Source organism: Candidatus Pantoea soli (genome assembly GCF_007833795.1).
GTDB lineage: Bacteria > Pseudomonadota > Gammaproteobacteria > Enterobacterales > Enterobacteriaceae > Pantoea > Pantoea soli.
Window position 1 is genome coordinate 2,903,414 of the sequence record NZ_CP032702.1, and the last position, 26,490, is coordinate 2,929,903.

The window sequence follows — 26,490 nt, forward strand, 5'->3', positions numbered from 1 at the left end:
TGCACACTTATCCTTCGTGTAACCCGCACTCACGTTTCAGGCCAAAGAAGCGCGTCTCTTCTTCCGCCATGCCGGGTTCCCATTTGCGTGTGGTATGGGTGTCGCCCACCGAGAGATAGCCTTCGTCCCACAGCGGATGGTATTTCAGACCATGCTGCTTCAGGTACTGATGCACCTGACGGTTATCCCAGTCAATAATCGGCAGAATTTTGAACACCCCGCGCTGGACCGCCAGCACCGGCAGGCTGGCGCGGCTGCCGGACTGATCGCGCCGTAAGCCGGCAAACCAGGTGCCAGCCTCCAGCGTCTCCAGCGCACGGTTCATCGGTTCCACTTTGTTGATCTGGTTATACTGCTCAATGCCTTCCACGCCCTGCTCCCACAGCTTACCGTAGCGCGCTTCCTGCCAGGCGGGCGATGTCTCCGCGCGGAAGATCTGCAGGTTCAGGTTCAGCTGCTGCGTCAGTTCATCAATAAAGCGATAGGTCTCCGGGAACAGATAGCCGGTATCGGTCAGGATCACCGGAATATCGGGCCGCTGCTGCGTCACCATATGCAGCAGCACCGCGGCCTGGATGCCGAAGCTGGACGACAGCACAAACGCGCCCGGCAGGTTTTCCAGCGCCCAGCTTACGCGCTGCTCAGCGGAAAGTTTTTCCAGCTGCACGTTGCTTTCCGCCAGCGCCATAATGCGATCGACTTTGCTGCCGCGGTTAAGCGTAGCGAGATCGGGTAAGGTCATACTGCCTCCGGGTCCCAGAAATCACGGGCGGGATCGACAACCGGCTTAATGATACCGGCGCGAATGACAAAATCACCGAAGCCTTCATCCGCCTGACGCTCTGTCGCCCAGCGCGCTACCAGCTCGTCAATACTGGCCAGGATCTCATTTTCAGTGATGTTTTCACGGTACATACGCGGAATTCGCGTACCGATACGGTTACCGCCCAGGTGCAGGTTGTAACGCCCTGGCGCTTTGCCCACCAGCCCCAGTTCCGCCAGCATGGCGCGGCCACAGCCATTCGGGCAGCCGGTCACGCGTAATACGATGTGTTCGTCGCCCACGCCGTGTTTATGCATGATCTCTTCCACTTTAGTGACAAACGACGGCAGGAAACGCTCTGCCTCCGCCATCGCCAGTGGACAGGTCGGGAACGCCACGCAGGCCATGGAGTTTTCACGCTGCGGCGTAATCGCATCCATCAGTCCATGTTCGCGGGCAATGGCTTCGATCTGCGCTTTCTGCGCTTCCGGCACGCCGGCTACGATCAGGTTCTGGTTCGCGGTGAGACGAAAATCACCCTGATGCACTTTCGCGATTTCCGCAATGCCGCGCTTCAGCGGACGACCGGGATAATCCAGCAGACGACCGTTCTCAATAAACAGCGTCAGGTGCCATTTTTTATCGATACCTTTCACCCAGCCGATCCGGTCGCCGCGCGTGGTAAAGGCGTAGGGGCGAATCGGTTCAAATGTCAGGCCGGCACGCTTTTCCACTTCAGCTTTGAACGTCTCTACCCCAACGCGCTCCAGCGTGTATTTGGTTTTGGCGTTTTTACGATCGGTACGGTTACCCCAGTCGCGCTGCGTGGTCACTACTGCCGCCGCCACATCAAGGATTTTCTCTACCGGCAGGAAACCAAACTCACTGGCGGTGCGCGCGTAGGTCGCTTTGTTGCCATGCTCAATGGACAAGCCGCCGCCCACCAGCAGGTTAAAGCCAATCAGCTTGCCGTTCTCGGCAATGGCGATAAAGTTCAGATCGTTGGCGTGCAGATCCACATCGTTATGTGGTGGCACCACGACCGTGGTTTTGAACTTACGCGGCAGATAGGTTTCACCGAGGATCGGCTCCTGATCGGTGGTCGCCACCTTTTCCTGATCCCACCAGATCTCTGCATAGGCGCGCGTCTGCGGCAGCAGGTGCTCAGAGAGTTTCTTTGCCCACTCCCAGGCTTGCTGATGCAGTTCGGATTCTACCGGGTTAGAGGTGCACAGCACGTTGCGGTTGACGTCGTTGGCGGTAGCCAGCGCATCCAGCCCGACTTCATGCAGCATCTGGTGCGTGGGTTTCACGTTCTTCTTCAGAATGCCGTGGAACTGGAAAGTCTGGCGGTTGGTCAGGCGGATGCTGCCGTAGAGGGTTTTCTCTGCGGCGAACTTATCAATGGCCAGCCACTGCGTCGGTGTGATGACGCCGCCGGGCAGACGGCAGCGCAGCATCATGGCGTGACGTGGCTCCAGCTTCTGCGCCGCACGCTCAGCGCGGATATCGCGATCGTCCTGCTGATACATGCCGTGGAAGCGGATCAGCAGGAAGTTATCGCCCGTGAAACCGCCGGTCAGCCCCTCATCCAGATCTTCCAGAATGGTGCCGCGCAGATAATTACTCTCTTTTTTCAGACGCTCTGCGTCAGAAAGCTTGCCTTCAACGACCAGCGGCCCTGGGTGTTTTTCGCTCATTAGTAAACGTCTCGCTGATAACGGCGCGCGATGCGCAGCTCACTTAAAAATTCATCAGCCGTTTCACGATCCATGCCACCGTGCCCGACCACCACATCCAGCAATGCCTGCTCGACGTCTTTCGCCATCCGGTTAGCGTCACCGCAGACGTAAATATGTGCGCCCTCTTCAATCCAGCGCCACACTTCCGCCCCTCTGGCGCGGATTTTATCCTGTACGTAGACCTTTTCAGCCTGGTCGCGCGACCATGCCAGGTCAATATGGGTCAGCAGCCCGTCTTTGACATACTTCTGCCACTCCACCTGATAGAGGAAATCGTCAGTGAAGTGTGGGTTGCCGAAGAACAGCCAGTTTTTACCGCCTGCGCCGTCGTTGTCACGCTGCTGCATAAAGGCGCGGAACGGCGCGATGCCGGTGCCTGGCCCAATCATGATGACCGGCGTGTCCGGGCTGGCAGGCAGGCGGAAGTTATCGTTGTGCTCGATAAAGACGCGAATCTCCCCGTCCTCTTCAAGACGATCGGCCAGCCAGGTGGAGGCACCGCCGCCGCGCGGACGGCCATCAATTTCGTAGCGCACCGCACCAACGGTAATGTGCACTTCGTTTTCGCTCTCCGCCTGCGACGAGGCAATAGAATAGAGGCGCGGCGTCAGCGGACGCAGCAGGCCGGTCAGCTGTTCTGCATTCAGTTCAGCCGGCGCCTGACGCACCATATCGACAATCGGGAAGCTTTGCGCATAGCTCTGCAGTCTGGATTTGTCACCCGCCAGCGCCAGCAGCGACTCGTTGCGCGACAGCGCCGCGTACTGCTCGACGATCTGCGGGGTGTTGACCGTCAGCTCAAAATGTTTTTGCAGCGCCTCAGCCAGGGGCAGCGTGGTGCCACGCACCTCAACCTGTTCATCCCCTTTCAGCCAGACCAGCTGCAGCAGCTCCTGCACCAGCGCGGCATCATTTTCATACCACACGCCCAGCGCATCGCCTGGCTGGTAGCGCAGGCCCGAGTCACCCAAATCGATCTCAATGTGGCGCACATCTTTGTCTGAGTCGCGGCCGGTGATTTTCTGGTTCAGCGCCAGCGTAGCGGTCAGCGGCGCTTCTTTGGTGTAAGGACTGCTGTCCACCTGATTGACGCTGCCGGTGGCGCTGGCTGCGGCCTGCGCCGGAGAGGCAGCAGGCGCGCGCGCGCGCAGGATATCGGTCAGCTGTAAACGCCAGGCGCTGGCCAGCTCGCTGTATTCCACATCCGCATCCACGCGATCCAGCAGGCGCTCTGCGCCCAGCTCAGCCAGACGGTTGTCAAAGTCCTTACCGGCCTGGCTGAAAAATTCATACGAGGTATCGCCCAGACCAAATACGGCAAAGGCTGCGCCATCCATTTTCGGCGCTTTTTTCGACATCAGGAATTTGTGCAGCGCCACCGCTTCTTCCGGCGGCTCGCCCTCGCCCTGGGTAGAGGTGACGATAACCAGCAGTTTCTCCTGGCCAATCTGCTTGAATTTGTAGTCCCCGGCGTTGACCAGGTTGACGTTCAGTTTTGCCGCCAGCAAATCGTCACGCAGCTGCTCCGCGAGGCGACGCGCGTTGCCGGTCTGCGACGCAGAGATCAGCGTAATGCCGGGTGCCGCGGTCTGTGCCGGTGCGGCTGTCGCCGTGGTGCCGGGCGCCTGATTGACCATGCCCCAGAAGTAACCGGAGAGCCAGGCCAGCTGGGTCGGATTGAAATCGGTGGTCGCCGCCTGTAAGCGCGTAAGTTGCTCCGGTGATAGCGGAAGCATTGCTGGGGGTGCCTGAGTCGTCATCGCGTTGAAAATTCCAGTGTCAGAAATCCGTACCGGGAAGCGGCGGAAGAGTGGGTAGGTTACCGGCCTGTATATTAACGATTAAATAAGGGTTCGACATATTAAATAACCAAAACGACTAAGAGGTTTTTTGGGTAATATCAATCGGCAAAAGTGGTAAACAAAACGCTTTATATTCATGCTTTTATGATAAACACGCCTGCGATTAAAGGCGGAAAATGCCCTTTTGCTGGTCAACGGGTGCGAAAAATCTGCATTTCAGGTAGACTTCAGCGGTTTTTTCGTCTGAGGCCATTATGTCTACCACGCTGTTTAAAGAGTTCCAGTTTGAAGCGGCCCACCGCTTACCTCACGTGCCGGAAGGGCACAAATGCGGTCGCCTGCACGGCCATTCGTTTCTGGTGCGACTGGAAATTACCGGTGAAGTGGATGCGTATACCGGTTGGGTAATGGATTTTGCCGAACTTAAGGCAGCGTTCAAGCCGCTGTATGAGCGCCTGGATCATCACTATCTCAACGATATTCCCGGTCTGGAAAATCCCACCAGCGAAGTGCTGGCCAAATGGATCTGGGATGAGATGAAGCCGGTACTGCCGGAACTGAGCGCGGTGATGATCAAAGAAACCTGCACTGCGGGCTGCGTCTACAAAGGTTAACCGCGGCCTCGCCACGCGGCGCGCAGGCCTGCTTAATCCACCCCGGTCAGTGACAGCATTCTACACCGGGGATGGCCTGGCGCCCCGGCCCGCGCTGCCTGCATTCATCTGTTTGTCATTTACGCCTTCTACGTTGTTGTCTCTTTTTAAAATACAAGAGAATCAACAATGAACCTGCTGCACCGCCTTTCCCTGTTTGCCATTTTTATGGCTGCCTCTGCTGCCGTTCAGGCTGAAAACGTGCTTGATTTCCCGCAGCCCGCCAACGTGCCGGAGGAGTTCTATGCCGTCACCGAAATCCCGGCGGGTGGCACCATCAAATACGAAACCGATGCCCGCACCGGCTTTATCGTCGCCGATCGCTTTCAGTCGATGCCGGTGGCCTATCCGGCTAACTACGGTTCACTGACGCAGTCACTGGGCGGCGATAACGATCCGCTGGATGTGATTTTCTACAGCCGCGCCCCGCTACAGCCGGGTACGCTGATCAAGCTGCGGGCGATTGGCGTGCTGAAGATGATCGACGGCGGCGAAGTGGACGATAAAATCGTGGCGGTGCCCGCCAGTAAGATTGACCCGACTTACGACGACATTAAAGAGATGAGCGACCTGCCGCAGATGGAACGGGCGCGCCTCGAAGCCTTTTTCCGCGTGTATAAGCAGCTGCCGGAGGGACGTAAAAAGGTAGAGCTGAATGGATTTGAAGACGCGGCGAAAGCGAAAGCCGAAATCAAACAGGCGTTCGACGCGTATAAAGCGAAGCAGTAATCCGGAGGCAGCGGCGCAATGTGTTGTGCATTGCGCCGCCAGCCACGCCGCACGATACCGGTGCGCCGCAGTCGCGTCAGGCAATATTCAGGTATTTGTGCGTCTGCATCGAAAGACGCCAGTTGCGGGCGATGCAGGTTTCAATGCACAGGCGGGTGGCCGCCTCGCCACGGCTGATCGGCTGCAGTGCCACAATGCGTGGCTTTGTATCGTGCAGGCCGGCCAGCAGAGCATCCAGCGCTTCCACATCGCGCTCGCGCGCCACCGGATGTTTGATCTCATCCGCGCGCTGCAGCGCCTGGGGCAATACATCGTAGCCGCCGCGCATATTGACCTTTGGCGACACCGTGACCCAGGTCCCTGCCGAGCAGTGCACTTCATGCGTGCCGCTGGTTTCAATCTGGCACTGGAAACCCGCCGCTTCCAGCGCGTCAGTCAGCGGACGCAGATCGAAGATCGCTGGCTCACCGCCGGTGATGACCACGTGGCGCGCCGTCCAGCCCTGACGGGCAATGGTGTCGATCAGCGTGGCGGCATCGGCGCTGCCCCAGGCATCGCTCTCAACGGTTTTCACCAGAATATCGCCGAGTGAGGTCTCCCGATTAGCCAGCTTCTCCCAGGTATGTTTGGTGTCACACCAGCTGCATCCGACCGGACATCCCTGTAAACGGATAAAGATGGCCGGCACGCCGGTATAAAACCCTTCGCCCTGCAGTGTCTGGAACATTTCGTTAATCGGGTAGAACATTTTTTACTCACGTCAGAAATTGAAGGCGCCGATTATGGCAGATTTTTTCTGCCGCTTCACCGCCGCTTCGTGCCATAAAAAGCAAAAGCCCCGCACCAGGCGGGGCTTTCCTTCAGGCAATGCGGCCTTAACGCCGCATCATCAGGCGATTACGCCTGGCCTTTTACTTCTTTCAGACCGTTGAACGGGGCTTTGTCACCCAGCGCTTCTTCAATACGAATCAGCTGGTTGTACTTGGCTACGCGGTCAGAACGGCTCATGGAACCGGTTTTGATCTGGCCTGCAGCGGTACCGACCGCCAGGTCAGCGATGGTCGCATCTTCGGTTTCACCTGAACGGTGTGAAATCACCGCGGTGTAGCCGGCGTCTTTTGCCATCTTGATCGCGGCCAGCGTTTCGGTCAGAGAACCGATCTGGTTGAATTTGATCAGGATAGAGTTCGCGATGCCCTTCTCAATACCTTCACGCAGGATTTTGGTATTGGTCACGAACAGATCGTCGCCCACCAGCTGGATTTTGTCGCCCAGCACTTTGGTCTGGTAAGCGAAGCCTTCCCAGTCTGACTCGTCCAGACCGTCTTCGATAGAGACGATTGGGTACTGTTTGGTCAGGTCTTCCAGGAAGTGCGTGAACTCTTCAGAAGTGAAGGCTTTGTTGCCTTCGCCCGCCAGCACGTATTTGCCGTCTTTGTAGAACTCAGACGCCGCGCAGTCCATCGCCAGGGTGATGTCTTTGCCCAGCTCGTAGCCTGCCGCTTTTACTGCTTCTGCGATAACGGCCAGCGCTTCGGCGTTTGAACCCAGGTTTGGCGCGTAGCCACCTTCGTCACCCACTGCGGTGTTCATGCCTTTGGCTTTCAGCACTTTTGCCAGGTTGTGGAAAACTTCAGAACCCATACGGATGGCTTCTTTCACGTTTTTCGCGCCCACTGGCTGAATCATGAATTCCTGGATATCAACGTTGTTATCCGCGTGCTCACCACCGTTGATGATGTTCATCATGGGCAGTGGCATAGAGTATTTGCCTGGGGTGCCGTTCAGTTCTGCGATGTGTGCATACAGCGGCAGACCTTTCGAGGCAGCAGCAGCTTTCGCAGCGGCCAGGGAAACCGCCAGAATGGCGTTTGCACCGAAGTTGGATTTGTTGTCAGTACCGTCCAGCTCGATCATGATCTTATCGATGTTCGCCTGGTCTTTTGCATCTTTGCCTTTTACCGCGTCAGCAATCGGGCCGTTAACCGCTGCAACTGCTTTGGTTACGCCTTTGCCCAGGAAGCGAGACTTGTCACCGTCGCGCAGCTCCAGTGCTTCACGGGAACCGGTTGATGCACCTGATGGCGCCGCAGCCAGACCAACGAAACCGCCTTCCAGATGCACTTCTGCTTCTACAGTCGGGTTGCCACGGGAGTCGATGATTTCGCGACCGATGACTTTAACGATTTTGGACATTCGATTTTCCTCAGTACAAGTTAGTCAATCCTAAGACAAACAACGCGCGAAAAGTTCGCGCGCTGTTCGTTAAACTTTTACTTCGCTAAACGCTTCTGGTGCTCCTGCGCGGCTTTAACAAAGCCCGCGAACAGCGGATGACCATCACGCGGGGTCGACGTGAATTCCGGGTGGAACTGACAGGCTACAAACCACGGATGGTTCGGGATCTCAATGATCTCTACCAGTTGATCGTCGCCGGAACGGCCTGCAATGTGCAGACCCGCCGCTTCAATCGGCTTCAGCAGCAGATTGTTTACTTCGTAACGGTGACGGTGACGCTCGGTAATCACGTCTGAACCGTACAGCTGGCGCACCTTACTTTCCGGGGTCAGCTGGCACTGCTGGCTACCCAGGCGCATGGTACCGCCCAGATCGCTCTGCTCGGAACGCTGTTCCACGTTGCCGTTCTCGTCACGCCATTCGGTGATCAGCGCAACGACCGGGTATTTACAGTCTGGCACAAATTCCGTTGAGTTGGCGCCTTCCATCCCGGCCACGTTGCGCGCGAACTCCATCAGCGCAATCTGCATGCCGAGGCAGATGCCCAGGTAAGGAATGTTGTTCTCACGGGCGTACTGCGCGGTCAGCAGTTTGCCTTCGACGCCGCGATAGCCGAAGCCGCCGGGGATCAGAATCGCATCCAGATCTTTCAGGATTTCCACGCCGCGCGTTTCCACATCCTGCGAATCGATCAGCTTGATGTTCACGGTAACGCGGTTTTTCAGACCACCGTGCTTCAGCGCTTCGATCACGGATTTATACGCATCCGGCAGCTCAACGTATTTGCCCACCATACCGATGGTGACTTCGCCGCCTGGATTGGCTTCTTCATAAATCACCTGCTCCCACTCGGCCAGGTTGGCCTCCGGGGCGCTGAGGTTGAAGCGCTTGCAGATGTAATCATCCAGCCCCTGCGATTTCAGCAGGCCCGGAATCTTATAGATGGAATCCACGTCTTTCAGCGAGATAACCGCTTTTTCCGGCACGTTACAGAACAGCGCAATTTTGGCACGTTCGTTGGCCGGTACGGCGCGGTCGGAGCGGCAAATCAGCACATCCGGCTGAATACCGATCGACAGCAGCTCTTTTACCGAGTGCTGGGTCGGTTTGGTTTTCACCTCACCTGCCGCTGCCATATACGGAACCAGCGTCAGGTGCATATACATGGTGTGTTCACGGCCAACATCGACCGCCATCTGACGAATCGCTTCCAGGAACGGCAGTGATTCGATATCGCCCACGGTTCCGCCGATTTCCACCAGCACGACGTCATGACCTTCGCCACCTTCAATAATGCGTTCTTTGATGGCGTTGGTGATATGGGGGATCACCTGAATCGTGGCACCCAGATAGTCGCCGCGACGCTCTTTGCGCAGCACTTCTGAATAGATACGACCCGTAGTGAAGTTGTTGCGGCGCGACATGCGGGTACGGATGAAGCGCTCATAGTGACCTAAATCCAGATCGGTCTCGGCCCCGTCGTCGGTGACGAATACTTCACCGTGCTGCGTAGGGCTCATGGTACCCGGATCGACGTTGATGTACGGATCGAGTTTCATGATGGTCACATTCAGACCACGTGCTTCAAGGATGGCTGCGAGGGAGGCTGCGGCAATGCCTTTGCCCAGAGAGGAAACGACCCCGCCGGTCACAAAAATATAATTCGTTGTCATGCTGAACCTGAGAGTTTAGGTTTAAAGACGGTGGAATAACCAGGACGGGAAAACAGTATACCCGAAGTCGTCCGCAGCCACAATTGATGAATCACACCATCCTCCCACGCTATGCATCCCGTAACATACTGGATAGATCGTTGCAGAATGTTGACGCACGTCACAAAGTTGCCGCGAAGCTGAATCGAGTAAGCGTAAGCGGCTACTTTATGCGCAGTGCTGGAATAATCACCAGCATGGTGCGTATCACTCAGGCCTTGTGCTCGCGCGCTTTAACCTGCTGCCAGGCCGCTTCCATCTCGTCCAGTGTGGCATTGTCCCGCCCCTGCTCGCGCAGGATCGCTTCCACCTGACGGAAGCGGCGCTCGAACTTATCATTGGCTTTTTGCAGGGCAATCTCCGCTTTGCTGCCAAGATGACGTGACAGATTGACGGTGGCGAACAGCAGATCGCCAATCTCCTCTTCCAGCTTGTGCTGATCGACCACTGCCTGCTGCGCCTCGTGCATCACTTCATCGATCTCTTCATGCACTTTTTCCAGCACCGGGCCCAGGCTGTCCCAGTCGAAGCCGACACTCTGACAGCGTTTCTGGATTTTGTGCGCCCGCATCAGGGCAGGCAGCGCTTTGGGAATGTCGTCCAGCGCCGAATGCTGCGCTTTTTCCACGCGCTCACCGCGCTTGATGGCTTCCCAGTTTTGCCCGACTTCCGCCGCAGAATTGACCTGCGCATCACCAAAGAGGTGAGGATGCCGGCGCTCCAGCTTGTCGCTGATGGCGTGGCAGATGTCGTCAAAACTGAAGCGCTGCTGCTCTTCCGCCATTTGCGCATAAAACACCACCTGAAACAGCAGGTCGCCCAGTTCGTCGCGCAGGTCATCAAAATCTGCCCGCTGGATGGCATCAATGACTTCATAGGCTTCTTCCAGCGTGTAGGGGGCGATAGAAGTGAAGGTCTGCTGACAGTCCCACGGGCAACCGCGCGCCGGGTCGCGCAGGGTTTGCATGATAGAGAGCAGGCGGTTTACAGCGGTCATGGGGGTGTCCTTAAGGCGTGAGGAAAAAGGCGATTGTACCCTCATCCCCGCCCTGCGCCGCAAGCCCGGAAAAAAGGACGCATGGCAGGAGCCGCGCAGGCAGAAAGCAACACCGCGCAGCGGGCTGCGGCGCGGCACCTTGGGCGGTGCACGCGCCGCCGCAGACGGCAGGCCGCGTTATCCGTGCAGACGGCGCGCGTCGATGATATCCGGCACCTGATTCAGCCGCGCCAGCACGCGTCCCAGTACCTGCTGGTTGTAAATTTCGATGTCCATATCGATGGTCGCCAGCTGTTTTTTGGTATCGCTGCGGCTGGAAACGCCCAGCACGTTAACTTTTTCATTCGCCAGGATGGTGGTGATATCGCGCAGCAATCCGCTGCGATCGTTAGCGGTGACGCGCACCACCAGCGAATAGCCGCTGGAGTAACTTTCGCCCCATACCGCGTCAACAATCCGTTCCGGCGCGTGGGAGATCAGCTCGCTCAGCTGGTCGCAGTCCGCGCGGTGAATGGAAATGCCGCGGCCCTGAGTGATAAAGCCCACGATATCGTCACCGGGAATCGGCTGGCAGCAGCGCGCAATATGGTGCAGCAGATTCCCGACCCCTTCTACCACCACGCGCCCGCTCTCTTTGCGCGAAGAGGCGGCATGCTGCGACTTCTGCGTCAGCTGACGCAATGCTTCACGGTCTTCCTCTTCCGCACTGGGCTTATGCAGTTTGGCCTGCAGGAAGTTAACCATCTGATTCAGACGGATATCGCCCCCGCCAATCATCGCCAGCAGCTCATCAAGTGAGCTGACGTTATAGCGCGGCAGCAGGATTTTTTCGGCTTCACGCATGCTGATATCCAGCTGGCTCAGCTCGTTATCCAGTATCTGCCGGCCGGCAAGAATATTCTTGTCACGGTCCTGTTTGCGGAACCAGGCGTGAATTTTTGAGCGGCCGCGGTTGGTGGTGATATAGCCCAGATTGGGGTTGAGCCAGTCGCGGCTGGGGTTGGGCTGCTTCTGGGTAATTACCTCAATCTGGTCGCCCATCTGCAGCTGATAGGTAAAGGGCACAATGCGGCCACCGATTTTGGCCCCGATGCAGCGGTGACCAATATCGCTGTGGATATGGTAGGCAAAGTCGAGCGGCGTGGAGCCGGCCGGCAGATCTACCACGTCACCTTTCGGCGTAAACACGTAGACCCGGTCGTCGAACACCTGGCTGCGCACCTCTTCCAGCATTTCGCCCGAATCGGCCATCTCTTCCTGCCAGGTGATCAGCTTGCGCAGCCACGCGATGCGCTCTTCGTGGCCCGCCGCGCCGCGCGCGTTGCCCGACGTCGGCCCCTCTTTGTATTTCCAGTGTGCGGCGACGCCCAGCTCAGCGTCTTCGTGCATCTGGCGGGTGCGGATCTGAATCTCAACGGTTTTGCCTTCCGGCCCCAGCACCACCGTGTGGATAGACTGATAGCCGTTGGGCTTAGGATTGGCGACATAGTCGTCGAACTCGCTCGGCAGATGACGATACAGCGTATGTACCGTGCCCAGCGCACCGTAGCAATCCTGCAGGCGCTCTGCGACGATACGCACCGCGCGCACGTCGAACAGCTCGTCAAACGCCAGCGATTTTTTCTGCATCTTGCGCCAGATGCTGTAGATGTGTTTCGGGCGGCCGTATACTTCTGCGCGCACGCCCTCTTTCTGCATCTCTTTGCGCAGGTTCTCGACAAAATTATCGATATATTGCTCACGATCGATCCGCCGCTCATGCAGCAGCTTCGCGATGCGTTTGTATTCGTCCGGGTGCAGATAGCGGAAGCAGTAATCTTCCAGCTCCCATTTGAGCTGTCCGATGCCAAGGCGGTTCGCCAGCGGCGCGTAAATATTGGTGCTCTCTTTCGCCGCCAGCACGCGCTCATCTTCCGGCGCATCTTTCATCTCACGCAGGTGCGCAATTCGCTCAGCCAGCTTGATGACCACGCAGCGGAAGTCTTCCACCATCGCCAGCAGCATCCGGCGCACGTTGTCCACCTGCGCAGAGGCCATGGAGTCGTTGTGGATCGCCTTCAGCTGGCGGATAGCGTCCATATCGCGCACGCCGTGCACCAGCGAGACAATGCCTTTACCAAAGGATTTTTCCAGCTCCTCCTCGCTGACCACCTCCGCATTGGCCAGCGGAAACAGCAGCGCGGCACGCAGGCTGTCGATATCCATGCTGAGCATGGTGAGGATCTCCACCATCTCAATCCCGCGCCACAGCAGCAGAGCCTGATCGGGATGGTCGCGCGTTTCGGCTTCACAGTAGCGCCATGCGTCCGCCAGCCGCTCACACGACTGGGGATTACTGATATTCAGGCTGGCTATCCACTGGTCAAGGGCAAACTCCCCTGCCGTATTTAAATGCGCACTTCTGACCGCAACCATATCCTCTCCTGCCATAGCGACGTTAAGCGTCGCTTATGTTTTGCTGAACAACACCATGGATTCGAGATGACTGGTATGCGGGAACATATCCAGCATCGCGACCCTTTCCAGATGGTAGCCCGCTGACAGTAATGTCTGACTGTCGCGGGCAAGCGTTACGGGGTTACAGGAAACATAGACCACGCGTTCTGGCGCAAGTTTAACGACATGCGACATCACGCCCGCGGCCCCGGCGCGCGCCGGATCCAGTAACACCTTATTAAATCCCTGCGCCGCCCACGGCTGGCGCGAGACCTCTTCCTCTAAATTGTGCTGGAAGAAGCAGACATTTCTTAGATTGTTAAGCTGAGCATTATACTCTGCCTGACGGACTAATGCTGCTACACCCTCCACACCCACTACATTTTGTACGAACTTTCCTATCGGCAATGTGAAGTTGCCCATCCCGCAAAACAGATCGAGCACGCGATCGTCAGGCTGCAGATCGAGCCATGCCAGCGCCTGGGCCACCATCTGCTGATTGACCGCATCGTTAACCTGGATGAAATCCTGCGGGCTGAAGGTTAGCTGCAAATCGAACGAACGGTAAAATGGCATCGCTTCCTGCAGCGGCTGTAAGCTGTCGCTGCCGTCTGCCAGCCAGGTCATCAGCCGGTGCTCATGCGAAAAGCGTTCCAGTTTTTCACGATCGGCGGCGGACAGCGCATCAAGATGGCGCAGCACCATCAGCGGACCGTTATCGGCCAGCACCAGCTCCACATGGCCGAGACGTCTTACGGCGTTTAAGCTGCTGAGACACTGGTGCAGCGGCTGAAGCAGCGCCTCAAGTTCGGGCACCAGAATGGGGCACTGCCGCAGCGCCACCAGATCGTTGCTGGCCGCCTGGCGGAATCCCATCAGCAGGCGCTGCTGCCGGGGCTGCCACTGCAGACCCAGTCGGGCGCGGCGGCGATAGCCCCACGGCTGCCCGCTGATGATGGTATCAACCGAAACCGGCGGTGCGCCCTCCTGACTCAGCATGCGGCTCAGCGCCTGCGCTTTACTCGCCTGCTGCAACGCCACCGCCGCGTGCTGCTGCTGGCAGCCGCCGCATACGCCAAAGTGGCCACAGCGCGGCGTTTCACGCTGCGCACATGGCTGCAGGATGCGATGCGCTTTTGCCCGCATAAACTGACGCTTATCTTCAGTCACCGTGACCTCGGCCTGCTCACCCGGCAGTGCCCCGCTGACAAACAGCGCTTTACCGTTGTGGCGTGCCACGCCCTGGCCAAAGGGATCCAGTTCGCTGATGGTGACGGTGATCCGCTGCTTTGTCGTCACACGCTGTTTTGCGGAGTAGAATTGCGCCATAGTGTTATACGTTCTCAGTGTTGAATGGGTGCGCAGCCGCCAGCGGGATGTGCACAGGGATAAAATGCCAGGAGTCGCCAGGCCCACAATTATGACGAAATACAGCCTGCGGGCGCGAATGATGATTCTGATACTGGCACCCACGCTGATGATTGGCCTGCTGCTCAGTACGTTTTTCGTGGTACACCGCTACAACGAGTTACAGCATCAGGTGCGCGATGCCGGTGCCAATATCATCGAACCGCTGGCGGTCTCCAGCGAATACAGCATGACGTGGCACAACCGGGATGCCATCCGCGATCTGGTTAGTCTGCTGCACCGCCGTCATTCCGATATTGTCCGTGCCATTACCGTTTTCGACAACAACAATCATGTCTATGTGACCTCGAATAATCACCAGGACCTGGCGCTGCTGCAGAAAGAGGATATCTCTGTGCTGCCGGAAGGCGTTTCTGCCGAGCGGCACGGCACGCTGATGGTGCTGCGCACGCCCATCCTTTCTGAGCGCTATGCCGGTGATGAGTCGCCGGAGGAGGAAGCCAAACCGGCGGGCAATCCGCTGGGCTATGTGGCCATTGAACTGGATTTGCAGTCGGTCCGGCTGGAGCAATACAAAGAGGTGTTTGTTGCCACCCTGCTGCTGCTGTTCTGCCTCTGTATCGCCATGCTGTTTGCCTACCGCCTGATGCGCGACGTCACCGGACCGATTCGCAACATGGTCTCAACCGTGGACCGCATCCGCCGTGGTCAGCTGGATAGCCGCGTGGAGGGGTATATGCTGGGTGAACTCAGCATTCTGAAGAACGGCATCAACGCCATGGCGATGTCGCTCACCGCCTATCACGAAGAGATGCAGCAGAATATCGATCAGGCAACCTACGATCTGCGCGAAACGCTGGAGCAGCTGGAGATTCAGAACGTGGAGCTGGATCTGGCCAAGAAGCGCGCGCAGGAGGCGGCCCGCATCAAATCAGAGTTTCTGGCCAATATGTCGCATGAGCTGCGCACACCGCTGAATGGCGTAATCGGCTTTACCCGCCAGATGCTGAAAACCCGGCTGAGCACCAACCAGCGTGACTACATGAGCACCATTGAACGCTCCGCCAATAACCTGCTGAGCATTATCAACGACGTGCTCGACTTCTCCAAACTGGAAGCCGGTAAGCTGGTGCTGGAATCGATCCCGTTTCCGCTGCGCGCCACGCTGGATGAGACGCTGGTGCTGCTGGCGCCCTCAGCCCATGAAAAAGGACTGGAGATCACCGTGTGCCTGGAGAAGCAGGTGCCGGATAACGTCATTGGCGATCCGCTGCGGCTGCAGCAAATCCTCATCAACCTGATCGGCAATGCCATCAAATTTACCGAGCGCGGCCACATCGATTTGCGCGTTGAGCTGCGCAGCCTGAGCGCGACGCGCGCCGGGCTGGAGATTCAGGTGCACGATACCGGCATCGGCATCTCTGCGGAGCAGCAGTCTCAGCTGTTTCAGGCGTTTCGCCAGGCAGATGCCAGCATTACGCGGCGCCACGGCGGCACCGGCCTTGGCCTGGTGATTACCCAGAAACTGGTGCAGGAGATGGGCGGCGAAATTGCCTTCCACAGTCGTCAGGATCAGGGTTCCAGCTTCTGGGTGCATGTGCACCTCGATCTTAACCCCAACGCGCCGGCTATCCCGCGCGTGCTCGACGATTTGCAGCCGACGCCGCTGGCGTATATCGAACCGCATCCGGCGGTGGCGAAAGCGGTCCAGGAGATGCTGAGCATCACGCCGCTGCAGGTACAGCATTTCAATCGTCTGGAGGATCTGCCTGAGACGCCTTTCCCGCTGCTGCTGATGGGCCTGCCGGTTAGCGATCCGCACCCGGCCACGCTGCCGGATGCGCTGATTAAGCGTCTGCGCAGCCATGCGGACTCCGTACTGCTGGCACTGCCGAGCGAAATGATGCTGTTTGCGGATGACCTGCGCGCGCGTGGCATCGCCGGGTGTCTGGCAAAACCGGTTTCGCTGACGCGTCTGCTGCCGATGCTGCTGGATTTGAACATGCGTCACAGCGATGCCGCGCCGCATAGCGACCGTCAGCCGCTGACGGTGATGGCAGTGGATGATAATCCGGCCAACCTCAAGCTGATTGGCGCCCTGCTGGAGGAGCAGGTGCAGCACATCATTCTGTGCGACAACGCGGAGCAGGCGATCCGCGAAGCGCGGCTGCACAAGCTGGATATCATTCTGATGGATATTCAGATGCCGGATATTGACGGCATCCGTGCCAGTGAAATCATCCGCGGCCTGCCGCTGCATGCCAGCACGCCGATTGTGGCGGTAACGGCACACGCGCTGGACGGCGAGCGTGAACAGCTGATTGCCGCCGGCATGAACGATTATCTGGCAAAACCGATTGATGAAGCCAAGCTCAGCCAGCTGCTGCATCGCTATGCCCCCAACGTTTCAGCCGTCCCGGCGCTGCCGTCGGCGATAGCGCCGTCTCTGGACTGGCGGCTGGCGCTGCGGCAGGCAGCCAGTAAACCGGATCTGGCGCGTGACCTGCTGCAGATGCTGCTGGATTTCCTGCCGGAAGTGGAGACACGCGTGGCAGAGTGCATGGCAGCCAATGACGTCACCGGGCTGCGTGAGATCATCCATAAGCTGCACGGCAGCGCCAGCTACAGCGGCGTGCCGCGGCTGAAACAGCTGTGCCATCAGCTGGAGAAGAGTCTGCATCAGGAAAGCGATATCGCGGCGCTGGAGCCGGAGCTGCTGGAGCTGACCGACGAGCTGGCAAACGTGGCGCGCGAAGCGCGAAAGGTGCTGGGTTCAGCCTGAGCCAGCGCGGCCACGGCGGGCCGCCGTCAGGAACCGGCAGGTTACCGCCGGTCACCGGCGGCACCTCACCGCCAGCCCCCTGCCGACACCGCAGCGGCGCGATCTCTCCCGCCTTGCTGATATCCATTCGCAGCCGGCGCAGTGAACCGGCGCAGCGTCGGGGCGGAAAATCCCCGGCGCGCTGCCTTACAGGCTCTGTCCGGCCCTGAGGGTGGCGGCCACGTTTCTGGCGGTCAGACGCACGTTCTGCGCAGCGCTCTCCAGCGCCTCTTCCAGCGTGCAGATGCTGTACAGCACGCTGAAAACGGCATCCAGCCCGTGCGCATGCACCACGCCAACATCGGCGGTCAAACTGCCGGCAATACCGATAACCGGTTTATTAAACCGTCTGGCGACCTGCGCTACGCCAATCGGCACTTTGCCGTTGATGCTCTGGCTGTCGATCCGGCCTTCGCCGGTGATCACCAGATCGGCATCTTTCACCTGCTCCGCCAGCCCCAGCGCTTCCGTTACAATCTCAATCCCGCGCCGCAGTTCCGCCTGACAAAAGGCGTGCAGCGCGGCACCCATGCCGCCGGCTGCGCCGCCACCAGCAAGGTGCAGCACATCCCGATCGAGATCGCGCTGAATAATACCGGCGTAGTGCGCCAGCGCCCCATCCAGCTGCTGCACCAGCTCCGGTGTGGCCCCTTTCTGCGGACCAAAAATCGCCGAGGCGCCTTTTGCACCTGTCAGCGGGTTGGTCACGTCGCAGGCCACTTCGATCCGGCACTGCTTAATACGCGGATCGAGCGCCGAAATATCAATGTGCGCCAGCTGAGACAGCGCGCTGCCGCCATAGCCAATCTCATTTTGCTGCGCATCCAGCAGGCGCGCGCCCAGCGCCTGCACCATGCCGCTGCCGCCGTCGTTGGTGGCGCTGCCGCCGAGGCCGATAATAATGTGATCCACGCCGCGATCGAGCGCATCTTTAATCAGTTCGCCGGTGCCCCAGGAGGTGGTGACACGCGGATCGCGCTGCGCCGTCGGCACCTGCTCCAGCCCGCTGGCCGCCGCCATCTCGATAAACGCGGTGCGCTCGTCGCCCGCCAGACCATAAAAGGCGTCCACCGGTTTGCCTAACGGTCCGGTGACCGTCAGCCGGACAAGCTTGCCCTGCGTGGCGGCCACCATCGCCTCTACCGTGCCCTCTCCGCCGTCGGCAACCGGTATTTTCACGTATTCGGCAGCAGGAAAAACTTCGCGGAATCCTGCTTCAATCGCGGTAGCCACTTCCAGGGCTGACAAACTCTCTTTGTATGAATCCGGTGCGATGACAATTTTCATAGGCAATCCGAGCGCGTAGGTGACGGCAGGCCGTCCGGCTAAGGCAGTCAGCGGTCCGGCATCCGCAGAGGCCGGACGCATGTCCTACCGGGTAATCTCAACGTGAGCTAACTTCTCATAATAGCAAGCCAGCGCGCTGTGGTCGGACGTACCCTGTCCGTCGGCTTTCAGCGCCTGCATCATTTCCATCACCGCCGCCGTCAGCGGCAGCTGGGCGCCAATCTCGTGGGAGGTATCCAGCGCGTTAGCCAGGTCCTTGATATGCAGATCAATTCGGAAGCCCGGCTTAAAGTTACGATCCAGTACCATTGGCGCTTTCGCATCCAGCACCGTGCTGCCCGCCAGGCCGCCGCGAATCGCCTGATAAACCAGTTCCGGATTGACGCCCGCTTTGGTCGCCAGCGACAGCGCTTCGGACATCGCCGCGATATTCAGCGCCACAATCACCTGATTAGCCAGTTTCGTAACGTTGCCCGCTCCACTGTCGCCGGTGTGCACCACGGACGCGGCCATCGCTTTCATGATGTCGTAGCACTGATCGAACACCGCTTTATCTCCCCCCACCATCACCGAGAGCGTGCCCTCAATGGCTTTGGGTTCGCCGCCGCTCACCGGCGCATCCAGCATCCGGATACCTTTTTCCGCCAGCGCATCATGCACTTCGCGGCTGGCCAGCGGCGCAATCGAACTCATGTCGATGACCACCAGCCCCGGTTTTGCTCCGGCAATAATACCGTTGCTGCCCAGACACACCTCTTTCACCTGCGGTGAGTTCGGCACCATGGTGATGACCACATCAACCTGTTCCGCCACCTCGCGGGGCGTTTTGGCCACGGTTGCGCCCAGCTCAGCCAGTTCGGCCTCGTTGTGGGGATGGTGGTCGCGCACCACCAGCGTGTAACCGGCTTTCACCAGGTTTTTACTCATCGGTTTGCCCATGATGCCAAGGCCGATAAATCCAATTTTCATTGCCTTTCCTCTTCGTCAGTTACTGCCTGAATTTGTCACACAATGCCTGGGTTGCATGGCGGAACACGCCCAAATCGCTGCCTACCGCCACAAAGCTGGCACCCCATTCCAGATAACGGCGTGCATCGGCTTCCACCGGCGCCAGGATGCCCGCCGGTTTGCCCGCGGAACGGGCGCGGTCAAACACGTAGCGAATCACTTTCAGCACCTCCGGATGGGCCGGCTGCCCGAGATACCCCAGCGCCGCCGAAAGATCGCCTGGCCCGACAAATATGCCGTCCACGCCTTCCACTGCAGCGATGGCATCAATGTTGTCCACCGCCTGCTGGGTTTCGATCTGCACCATGACGCTGATGTTGTCGTTGATGGTGACGTTGTAATCCGGCAGCGTGCCGTACATGTTGCTGCGGTGCGAAACCGAAACGCCGCGGATACCCGCAGGCGGATAGCGGGTTGCGGCCACCGCACGCTGCGCATCGTCTGCGGTTTCCACAAACGGGATCAGAAAGTTGTAGAAGCCGATGTCCAGCAAACGTTTGATGATGATCGGTTCGTTGCAGGGAGGACGTACCACGGGTGCGCTGCGGCTGCCTTTCAGCGCCATCAGCTGGGGAATAAAGGTGGTGATGTCGTTGGGAGCGTGTTCCCCGTCCAGTACCAGCCAGTCAAAGCCGGCCAGTCCAAGCACTTCGGTGGTGAGTGGATTGGCCAGGGCGCACCAGCTGCCAATCAGGGTGTCGCCGGCCAGTAAACGGCGGCGAAAGGTATTCGGCCAGGCATTGCTCATGTTCTTTGCTCCAGTCAGTCAGCACAGGCTCGCCCGCGGCGAGCCGCAGAATATCAGCGCACCAGGCACGGACGCTTGTTATCAAATCGCCAGTCCGGCACCAGGAACTGCATCGCCTGGGCGTCATCGCGCGCGCCCAGCCCGTGCTTCTGATACAGCGCGTGCGCCTGCATAACCTGATCCATATCCAGCTCAACGCCGAGACCCGGCTTCTGCGGCACCTGCACCATGCCGCCTTTGATGCGGAATGGCTCTTTGGTCAGACGCTGATTGCCCTCCTGCCAGATCCAGTGGGTATCAATGGCAGTGATCGCGCCGGGTGCGGCCGCGGCGACGTGGGTAAACATCGCCAGCGAGATATCAAAATGGTTATTGGAGTGTGAGCCCCAGGTCAGTCCGAAGTCATGGCACATCTGCGCCACGCGAACCGAGCCCTGCATCGTCCAGAAGTGCGGATCGGCCAGCGGGATGTCCACCGATTGCAGCGACAGCGTATGGCCCATCTGCCGCCAGTCCGTCGCAATCATGTTGGTTGCGGTAGGCAGGCCGGTGGCACGGCGGAACTCCGCCATCACTTCACGTCCCGAATAGCCCTGCTCCGCGCCACAGGGATCCTCTGCATACGCCAGCACGCCCTTCAGTTGCTTGCCAAGCAGAATCGCTTCATTCAGCGACCAGGCGCCATTCGGATCAAGCGTGATGCGCGCCTGCGGGAAACGTCTGGCCAGCGCCGTCACCGCCTCGGCCTCTTCACCGCCGCGCAGCACGCCGCCTTTCAGTTTGAAATCGTTAAAGCCATATTTCTCGTACGCCGCTTCCGCCAGGCGGACGACCGCTTCCGGCGTCAGCGCCTCTTCATGGCGCAGGCGATACCAGTCGCACTTATCCTGCTCCTGGCTCTGATACGGCAGCGCGGTTTTTTTGCGATCGCCCACGTAGAACAGGTAGCCAAGCATCTCCACGCTATCGCGCTGCTGCCCTTCGCCCAGCAGAGAGGCGACGTTCACGTTCAGATGCTGCCCCAGCAAATCGAGCAGAGCGGCCTCGATGCCGGTCACCACATGAATGGTGGTGCGCAGATCAAACGTCTGGTTGCCGCGTCCGCTGGCATCGCGATCGGCAAAGGTGCTGCGCACCAGGTTCAGCACGTTTTTGTACTCTCCCACGGTTTTGCCCACCACCAGCGCTGCCGCATCTTCCAGCGTCTGACGAATCTTTTCACCACCCGGAATCTCCCCGACGCCGGTCTGACCGGCGTTATCTTTGATGATGACGATGTTGCGGGTAAAAAACGGGGCATGGGCACCGCTCAGGTTGAGCAGCATACTGTCGTAACCGGCCACCGGAATGACCTGCATGGATGTGATTTTCGGTGTCTGACTCATTTCCTGCTCCTTATGTATGACGGCGCCCAAACGCCGGACGCTTGCGGTCGAACGACCAGCCGGGAACCAGATACTGCATCGCCGTGGCGTCATTGCGCGCGCCGGCCGGCAGCGAGTGATAAAGCGCACTGGCCTGCTGCAGGCGATCCCAATCCAGCTCAATGCCGAGCCCGGGTTTATCCGGTACGGCGATTTTGCCATTGCGGATCTGCAGCGGGGCTTTGGTCAGGCGCTGTTCGCCCTCCTGCCAGATCCAGTGCGTATCCAGCGCGGTGGGATTGCCCGGCGCGGCCGCACCCACATGGGTGAACATCGCCAGCGAGATATCAAAATGGTTATTGGAGTGGCAGCCCCAGGTCAGGCCCCAGTCATCGCACAGCTGCGCCACGCGCACGGCACCGCTCAGCGTCCAGAAGTGCGGATCGGCCAGCGGGATATCGACGGCATTGAGCATCACCGCATGGTTCATCTCCCGCCAGTTGGTGGCGATCATATTGGTGGCGACCGGCAGGCCGGTGGCGCGGCGAAACTCCGCCATCACCTCGCGTCCGGAATAGCCCTGCTCGGCGCCGCACGGATCTTCTGCGTACGCCAGCACATCGCCCATGCCTTTGCACAGCGCGATGGCTTCCGCCAGATGCCAGGCGCCGTTGGGATCAACGGTGATGCGCGCATCAGGAAAGCGGTTTTTCAGGGCCACCGCCGTCGCGATCTCCTCCTCACCGGGCAGCACGCCACCTTTGAGTTTGAAATCTTTGAAACCGTACTTATCCTGCGCCGCCTCCGCCAGGCGCACCACTGCCTCTGCCGTCAGCGCTTCCTGATGGCGCAGGTGATACCAGGCGTGGCTGGCGGATTCACCGCTCAGGTAGCCGAGGTCGGTCTTACGGCGATCGCCGATATAAAACAGATAGCCCAGCACTGTGACCTCCTCACGCTGCTGGCCGTGGCCGAGCAGCTCGGCCACCGGTACGCCGAGGCACTGCCCCAGCAGATCCAGCAGCGCGGCTTCCAGCGCCGCCACCGCGTTGACGCGCAGTTCAAAGGTCCAGGCGCCGTTGCCGAAGGTGGCGAAATCCGCCGACTGGTTGCCTTTATGCACCTGCTGCACCAGACGGTTCATGCGTGCCACCTGCTGGCCTTTGACCAGTGGGATCGCCGCCATCAGCGTCTGGTAAATGGTTTCGCCCCCTGGCGCTTCCCCCACGCCGGTATGCCCGGCGCTGTCGGTCAGCACCACAATGTTACGGGTGAAGCAGGCGTTGTGCGCACCGCCGATATTCAGGAGCATGCTGTCGTAACCGGCCACCGGGATCACCTGCATCTCAGTAATAACCGGGGTACTTTGCGTATTCATGCGATCTCCTTATGCCCGATGTTTAAGTTCGATTCGCCGGATATCGCCGGTTATCACCAGGAAGCTGAAGGCGGCAACAAAGGCGTGAATGCCGACGTAGATCAGCGCGCCCTCAAATGAGCCGCTGGTGGCGATGATGTAGCCAATGGCAATCGGCGTGACGATGCCAGAGAAGTTGCCGAACATATTGAACAGGCCGCCGCTCAGGCCGCTGATCTCTTTCGGTGCGGTATCCGCCATCACCGCCCAGCCCAGCGCGCCAATGCCTTTGCCAAAGAACGCCAGCGCCATAAACAGCACCACCACCCATTCCGTTTCGGTGTAGTTACACATCACCATGCTGATAGAGAGCAGCATGCCCAGCACAATCGGCGTTTTACGGGCAATATTCAGCGAGCCGGTTTTGCGCATCAGGTAATCGGAGATCACGCCACCCAGCACGCCGCCCAGGAAGCCACAGATGGCCGGAATAGACGCAACCATACCTGCTTTCAGGATGGACATGCCGCGTGCCTGCACCAGATACACCGGGAACCAGGTAATGAAGAAGTAAGTCAGCGCATTAACGCAGTACTGCCCCAGATAAATGCCCCACATCATGCGGGTTGAAAGCAGCTGTTTGATCTGGAACCATTTCTCGTCCCAGCTCACTTTGCGCTCCGCCTTTCTGGCATCCATGTTGATCAGCGCTCCGCCCTGCTCCATGTACTCCAGTTCCGCTTTGTTCACGCCCGGATGGGTGTTGGGGTCGTGCATCACTTTCAGCCAGATAAAGCTCAGGATGATGCCCAGCCCACCCATGAACCAGAACACATGCGCCCAGCCCACTTCGGCCACCAGCCAACCCATAATTGGCGCAAAAATCACAGTGGCGAAATATTGCGCTGAGTTAAAAATGGCGACCGCCGTGCCGCGCTCCTGCGCCGGAAACCACGCGGCCACAATCCGGCTGTTCCCCGGGAACGAGGGCGCTTCTGCCAGCCCGACCATAAAGCGCAGCAGAAACAGCGAAACCACAATGCCAAAGCCGCTGAAGAGATCGACGAAGCCCTGCAGCAGGGTAAACAGCGACCAGAGAAAGATGCTCCAGAAATAGACGCGTTTGGAGCCAAACCGATCGAGCAGCCAGCCACCAGGAATTTGCCCGATGACGTAAGCCCATGAGAAAGCTGAGAAGATGTAACCGAGACCAACCGAATCGAGGCCGATTTCCTTTGACATGGCGGAGCCGGCAATGGAGATGGTGGCACGGTCACCGTAGTTGAATGAGGTGACGATAAATAACATCACCACAATCCAGTAGCGGGCGTTGGTCCGCTTCTGCACCGCTTCCGCTGTCTGGCTGTAACTATTCATGATGCACTCCTGAAATATAGCGAACGCTACTTTCACTCTGACTGCATACACATCGCGTTGGGTATCAGAATGATGTTGGGTTAAACACGGCGATTGTTGTTATGGCAAACGATGATGCGTCGTGACGAATAACCAAACGTCGAAGAACGGCAATCAGTATAGGAACAGCCCGGCGGCGAAACAGTGGAAGAAAGCCCGAGTTTCGGCGTTGTGCAGAACGAATTTTATGGCATCTGCACATAAGGCTGCGGCGTGGCTCACGGAACCCCGCATAACGGCGGCAAAACGGTGAAAAAACACACAGCGCAGGCGCACTTTGTGATTCCCTTCACTTGTATTTGGTAAAAGCCCCCAATGTCTGCACTGAAACCGCCTTAAAGCCGGTCAGTTGCACAATGCGCAGGCGGTGACCCGCTGCCTATACTGGGGCTGGCAAAATAACGATGACGTGACGACAGGCATTTCAGGCGCGCCGCACAGTCCGGCGCGACGAACCGGAAGGTAAGCAATGAACCGACCTCAGACAGAAAAACCGCTCTATATTAAGGTGCATGACGCCGATAACGTGGCGATTGTGGTCAACGATCGGGGCCTTCCTGCCGGTACGCGCTTCGACGACGGGCTGCAGCTGGTTGAGCATGTGCCGCAGGGGCATAAAGTGGCGCTGAGTGATATCGCCCTGCACGGGGCTATTGTGCGCTATGGCGAGATCATTGGCACCGCGCTGCGCCCGATCGCGCGCGGCAGCTGGATTGACGAGTCGCTGGTGGCGCTGCCTGACGCGCCGCCGCTGAACACCCTGCCCCTGGCTACGCAGGTGCCCCCTGCGCTGCCGCCGCTGGAAGGCTATACCTTTGAAGGCTATCGCAACGCCGACGGCAGCGTGGGCACGCGCAATCTGCTGGGCATTACCACCAGCGTGCACTGCGTGGCGGGCGTGGTGGATTATGTCGTGCAGATCATTGAACGCGACCTGCTGCCGCGCTATCCCAATGTCGATGGCGTCGTGGCGCTGAATCATCTTTATGGCTGCGGCGTGGCGATCAATGCCCCGGCCGCCGTGGTGCCGATTCGCACCATTCATAACCTGGCGCTGAACCCGAATTTTGGTGGCGAAGTAATGGTGGTCGGCCTGGGCTGCGAAAAATTACAGCCGGAGCGGCTACTGACAGGCACGCCGGATGTGCAGGCGATTTCACTGGATGACCGCGATATCGTGCGTTTGCAGGATGAACGACACGTCGGCTTTGGGGCGATGGTGGATGAGATTCTGCAGGTGGCAGAGCGCCATTTGCAGAAACTTAATCAGCGTCAGCGCGAAACCTGCCCGGCCGCGGCGCTGGTGGTGGGCCTGCAGTGCGGCGGCAGCGATGCCTTTTCCGGCGTCACGGCGAATCCGGCCGTGGGATTTGCCGCAGATCTGCTGGTACGCTGCGGTGCCACCGTGATGTTCTCGGAAGTGACCGAGGTGCGGGATGCCATTCATCTGTTGACACCGCGCGTGGTGAACGAAGCGGTGGGCAAACGGCTGCTGGAAGAGATGGCCTGGTACGACGCGTATCTCAGCCAGGGACAAACCGACCGCAGCGCCAACCCCTCGCCGGGCAATAAAAAAGGCGGCCTGGCCAACGTGGTGGAAAAAGCGCTCGGCTCGATTGCCAAATCCGGCCGCAGCCCGATTGTGGAAGTGCTGTCACCCGGCCAGCGTCCGACGCAGCGCGGACTGATTTTTGCCGCCACGCCCGCCAGCGATTTTGTCTGCGGCACGCAGCAGATGGCGTCCGGCATGACATTGCAGGTGTTTACCACCGGCCGCGGCACGCCTTACGGTCTGGCGGCTATTCCGGTGATTAAGATGGCCACGCGCAGCGCCCTGGCACACCGCTGGCACGATTTAATGGATATCAACGCCGGCACTATCGCCACCGGGGAAGAAACGATTGAGCAGGTAGGCTGGCGGCTGTTTGAGCTGATGCTGGAGATTGCCAGCGGACGCAGGCAGACGTGGTCCGATCGCTGGGGGATTCGCAATCAGCTGGCGGTATTTAACCCCGCCCCGGTGACCTGACGTCCGCGCTGTGCCCTCTC

The 26,490-nt window shown here is 59.0% G+C and carries 19 protein-coding genes; 4 read left to right on the forward strand and 15 right to left on the reverse strand.

Annotation, left to right across the window (positions count from 1 at the left end; translation table 11 throughout):
* Window positions 1–7: 7 nt before the first annotated feature.
* Genes D8B20_RS13565 through cysJ form a run of 3 tightly spaced genes read right to left on the reverse strand, consistent with a single transcriptional unit; the run spans window position 8 to window position 4,265 of the window.
* The gene (locus D8B20_RS13565) at window positions 8–742 is read right to left on the reverse strand and encodes a phosphoadenylyl-sulfate reductase (protein ID WP_145889348.1); all 735 of its coding nucleotides are present in this window, start codon (window positions 740–742) and stop codon (window positions 8–10) included.
* Window positions 739–2,463 (reverse strand): assimilatory sulfite reductase (NADPH) hemoprotein subunit, encoded by a 1,725-nt coding sequence (gene cysI / locus D8B20_RS13570; protein ID WP_145889349.1) that lies wholly within the window; start codon window positions 2,461–2,463, stop codon window positions 739–741. Before cysI ends, D8B20_RS13565 begins: the two co-directional genes overlap by 4 nt.
* Complete coding sequence (gene cysJ, locus D8B20_RS13575; protein WP_145889350.1) at window positions 2,463–4,265, reverse strand: NADPH-dependent assimilatory sulfite reductase flavoprotein subunit; 1,803 nt, start codon at window positions 4,263–4,265, stop codon at window positions 2,463–2,465. Before cysJ ends, cysI begins: the two co-directional genes overlap by 1 nt.
* Window positions 4,266–4,558: 293 nt before the next feature.
* On the opposite strand from cysJ, the gene queD reads away from it, so the two are divergent.
* Both queD and D8B20_RS13585 read left to right on the forward strand, forming a co-directional pair.
* Window positions 4,559–4,921 carry a 6-carboxytetrahydropterin synthase QueD gene (queD, locus tag D8B20_RS13580; protein ID WP_145889351.1) on the forward strand — a complete coding sequence of 121 codons (363 nt, stop codon included), beginning with the start codon at window positions 4,559–4,561 and terminating at the stop codon, window positions 4,919–4,921.
* A gap of 168 nt (window positions 4,922–5,089) precedes the next feature.
* The gene (locus tag D8B20_RS13585; RefSeq protein ID WP_145889352.1) at window positions 5,090–5,689 is read left to right on the forward strand and encodes an inorganic diphosphatase; all 600 of its coding nucleotides are present in this window, start codon (window positions 5,090–5,092) and stop codon (window positions 5,687–5,689) included.
* A gap of 76 nt (window positions 5,690–5,765) precedes the next feature.
* Here the strand turns inward: D8B20_RS13585 and queE are convergent, their stop codons facing one another.
* The 6 genes from queE to rlmD all read right to left on the reverse strand — a co-directional run bounded on the left by queE (window position 5,766) and on the right by rlmD (window position 14,401).
* Window positions 5,766–6,437 carry a 7-carboxy-7-deazaguanine synthase QueE gene (queE, locus tag D8B20_RS13590; RefSeq protein WP_145889353.1) on the reverse strand — a complete coding sequence of 224 codons (672 nt, stop codon included), beginning with the start codon at window positions 6,435–6,437 and terminating at the stop codon, window positions 5,766–5,768.
* A gap of 149 nt (window positions 6,438–6,586) precedes the next feature.
* Complete coding sequence (eno, locus tag D8B20_RS13595; RefSeq protein WP_145889354.1) at window positions 6,587–7,885, reverse strand: phosphopyruvate hydratase; 1,299 nt, start codon at window positions 7,883–7,885, stop codon at window positions 6,587–6,589.
* A gap of 77 nt (window positions 7,886–7,962) precedes the next feature.
* Window positions 7,963–9,600, reverse strand: coding sequence for a glutamine hydrolyzing CTP synthase (gene pyrG / locus D8B20_RS13600; protein ID WP_145889355.1), 1,638 nt, complete (start codon window positions 9,598–9,600; stop codon window positions 7,963–7,965).
* Between the two features lie 250 nt (window positions 9,601–9,850).
* A complete protein-coding gene (gene mazG, locus D8B20_RS13605) occupies window positions 9,851–10,636 on the reverse strand; it encodes a nucleoside triphosphate pyrophosphohydrolase (RefSeq protein WP_145889356.1) in 786 nt (261 codons plus the stop codon).
* A 177-nt stretch (window positions 10,637–10,813) separates the two neighbouring features.
* Window positions 10,814–13,051, reverse strand: a complete 2,238-nt coding sequence (relA, locus tag D8B20_RS13610; protein WP_145889357.1) for a GTP diphosphokinase — start codon at window positions 13,049–13,051, stop codon at window positions 10,814–10,816.
* Between the two features lie 33 nt (window positions 13,052–13,084).
* Complete coding sequence (gene rlmD, locus D8B20_RS13615) at window positions 13,085–14,401, reverse strand: 23S rRNA (uracil(1939)-C(5))-methyltransferase RlmD (protein ID WP_145889358.1); 1,317 nt, start codon at window positions 14,399–14,401, stop codon at window positions 13,085–13,087.
* A 91-nt stretch (window positions 14,402–14,492) separates the two neighbouring features.
* Here rlmD and barA point away from each other — a divergent pair, with 91 nt between their 5' ends.
* A complete protein-coding gene (gene barA, locus D8B20_RS13620; RefSeq protein ID WP_145889359.1) occupies window positions 14,493–17,222 on the forward strand; it encodes a two-component sensor histidine kinase BarA in 2,730 nt (909 codons plus the stop codon).
* 186 nt (window positions 17,223–17,408) lie between these two features.
* Here the strand turns inward: barA and D8B20_RS13625 are convergent, their stop codons facing one another.
* The 6 genes from D8B20_RS13625 to D8B20_RS13650 form a co-directional block, all read right to left on the reverse strand.
* Window positions 17,409–18,548 carry a glycerate kinase gene (locus D8B20_RS13625; RefSeq protein WP_145889360.1) on the reverse strand — a complete coding sequence of 380 codons (1,140 nt, stop codon included), beginning with the start codon at window positions 18,546–18,548 and terminating at the stop codon, window positions 17,409–17,411.
* An 84-nt stretch (window positions 18,549–18,632) separates the two neighbouring features.
* Window positions 18,633–19,517 (reverse strand): 2-hydroxy-3-oxopropionate reductase, encoded by an 885-nt coding sequence (garR, locus tag D8B20_RS13630; protein WP_145889361.1) that lies wholly within the window; start codon window positions 19,515–19,517, stop codon window positions 18,633–18,635.
* Window positions 19,518–19,536: 19 nt separating this feature from the next.
* Entirely contained in the window at window positions 19,537–20,304 is a 768-nt protein-coding gene (garL, locus tag D8B20_RS13635) for a 2-dehydro-3-deoxyglucarate aldolase (protein WP_145889362.1), read from the reverse strand.
* A 53-nt stretch (window positions 20,305–20,357) separates the two neighbouring features.
* Window positions 20,358–21,689, reverse strand: a complete 1,332-nt coding sequence (gene gudD, locus D8B20_RS13640) for a glucarate dehydratase (protein WP_145889363.1) — start codon at window positions 21,687–21,689, stop codon at window positions 20,358–20,360.
* A gap of 10 nt (window positions 21,690–21,699) precedes the next feature.
* Window positions 21,700–23,046, reverse strand: a complete 1,347-nt coding sequence (locus D8B20_RS13645) for an enolase C-terminal domain-like protein (RefSeq protein WP_145889364.1) — start codon at window positions 23,044–23,046, stop codon at window positions 21,700–21,702.
* Window positions 23,047–23,055: 9 nt separating this feature from the next.
* Window positions 23,056–24,402: an MFS transporter gene (locus tag D8B20_RS13650; RefSeq protein WP_145889365.1), complete on the reverse strand. Its 1,347-nt coding sequence runs from the start codon at window positions 24,400–24,402 to the stop codon at window positions 23,056–23,058.
* A gap of 508 nt (window positions 24,403–24,910) precedes the next feature.
* On the opposite strand from D8B20_RS13650, the gene garD reads away from it, so the two are divergent.
* Entirely contained in the window at window positions 24,911–26,470 is a 1,560-nt protein-coding gene (garD, locus tag D8B20_RS13655; protein WP_145889366.1) for a galactarate dehydratase, read from the forward strand.
* Window positions 26,471–26,490 lie beyond the last annotated feature (20 nt).

Coding starts and splice junctions, on each gene's coding strand:
- garL (WP_145889362.1), bottom strand. CDS start 20,304: ATGAGCAATGCCTGGCCGAATACCTTTCGCCGCCGTTTACTGGCCGGC.
- D8B20_RS13625 (WP_145889360.1), bottom strand. CDS start 18,548: ATGAAAATTGTCATCGCACCGGATTCATACAAAGAGAGTTTGTCAGCC.
- barA (WP_145889359.1), top strand. CDS start 14,493: ATGACGAAATACAGCCTGCGGGCGCGAATGATGATTCTGATACTGGCA.
- relA (WP_145889357.1), bottom strand. CDS start 13,051: ATGGTTGCGGTCAGAAGTGCGCATTTAAATACGGCAGGGGAGTTTGCC.
- gudD (WP_145889363.1), bottom strand. CDS start 21,689: ATGAGTCAGACACCGAAAATCACATCCATGCAGGTCATTCCGGTGGCC.
- rlmD (WP_145889358.1), bottom strand. CDS start 14,401: ATGGCGCAATTCTACTCCGCAAAACAGCGTGTGACGACAAAGCAGCGG.
- cysI (WP_145889349.1), bottom strand. CDS start 2,463: ATGAGCGAAAAACACCCAGGGCCGCTGGTCGTTGAAGGCAAGCTTTCT.
- garD (WP_145889366.1), top strand. CDS start 24,911: ATGAACCGACCTCAGACAGAAAAACCGCTCTATATTAAGGTGCATGAC.
- D8B20_RS13565 (WP_145889348.1), bottom strand. CDS start 742: ATGACCTTACCCGATCTCGCTACGCTTAACCGCGGCAGCAAAGTCGAT.
- D8B20_RS13585 (WP_145889352.1), top strand. CDS start 5,090: ATGAACCTGCTGCACCGCCTTTCCCTGTTTGCCATTTTTATGGCTGCC.
- garR (WP_145889361.1), bottom strand. CDS start 19,517: ATGAAAATTGGATTTATCGGCCTTGGCATCATGGGCAAACCGATGAGT.
- queE (WP_145889353.1), bottom strand. CDS start 6,437: ATGTTCTACCCGATTAACGAAATGTTCCAGACACTGCAGGGCGAAGGG.
- D8B20_RS13645 (WP_145889364.1), bottom strand. CDS start 23,046: ATGAATACGCAAAGTACCCCGGTTATTACTGAGATGCAGGTGATCCCG.
- cysJ (WP_145889350.1), bottom strand. CDS start 4,265: ATGACGACTCAGGCACCCCCAGCAATGCTTCCGCTATCACCGGAGCAA.
- eno (WP_145889354.1), bottom strand. CDS start 7,885: ATGTCCAAAATCGTTAAAGTCATCGGTCGCGAAATCATCGACTCCCGT.
- pyrG (WP_145889355.1), bottom strand. CDS start 9,600: ATGACAACGAATTATATTTTTGTGACCGGCGGGGTCGTTTCCTCTCTG.
- D8B20_RS13650 (WP_145889365.1), bottom strand. CDS start 24,402: ATGAATAGTTACAGCCAGACAGCGGAAGCGGTGCAGAAGCGGACCAAC.
- mazG (WP_145889356.1), bottom strand. CDS start 10,636: ATGACCGCTGTAAACCGCCTGCTCTCTATCATGCAAACCCTGCGCGAC.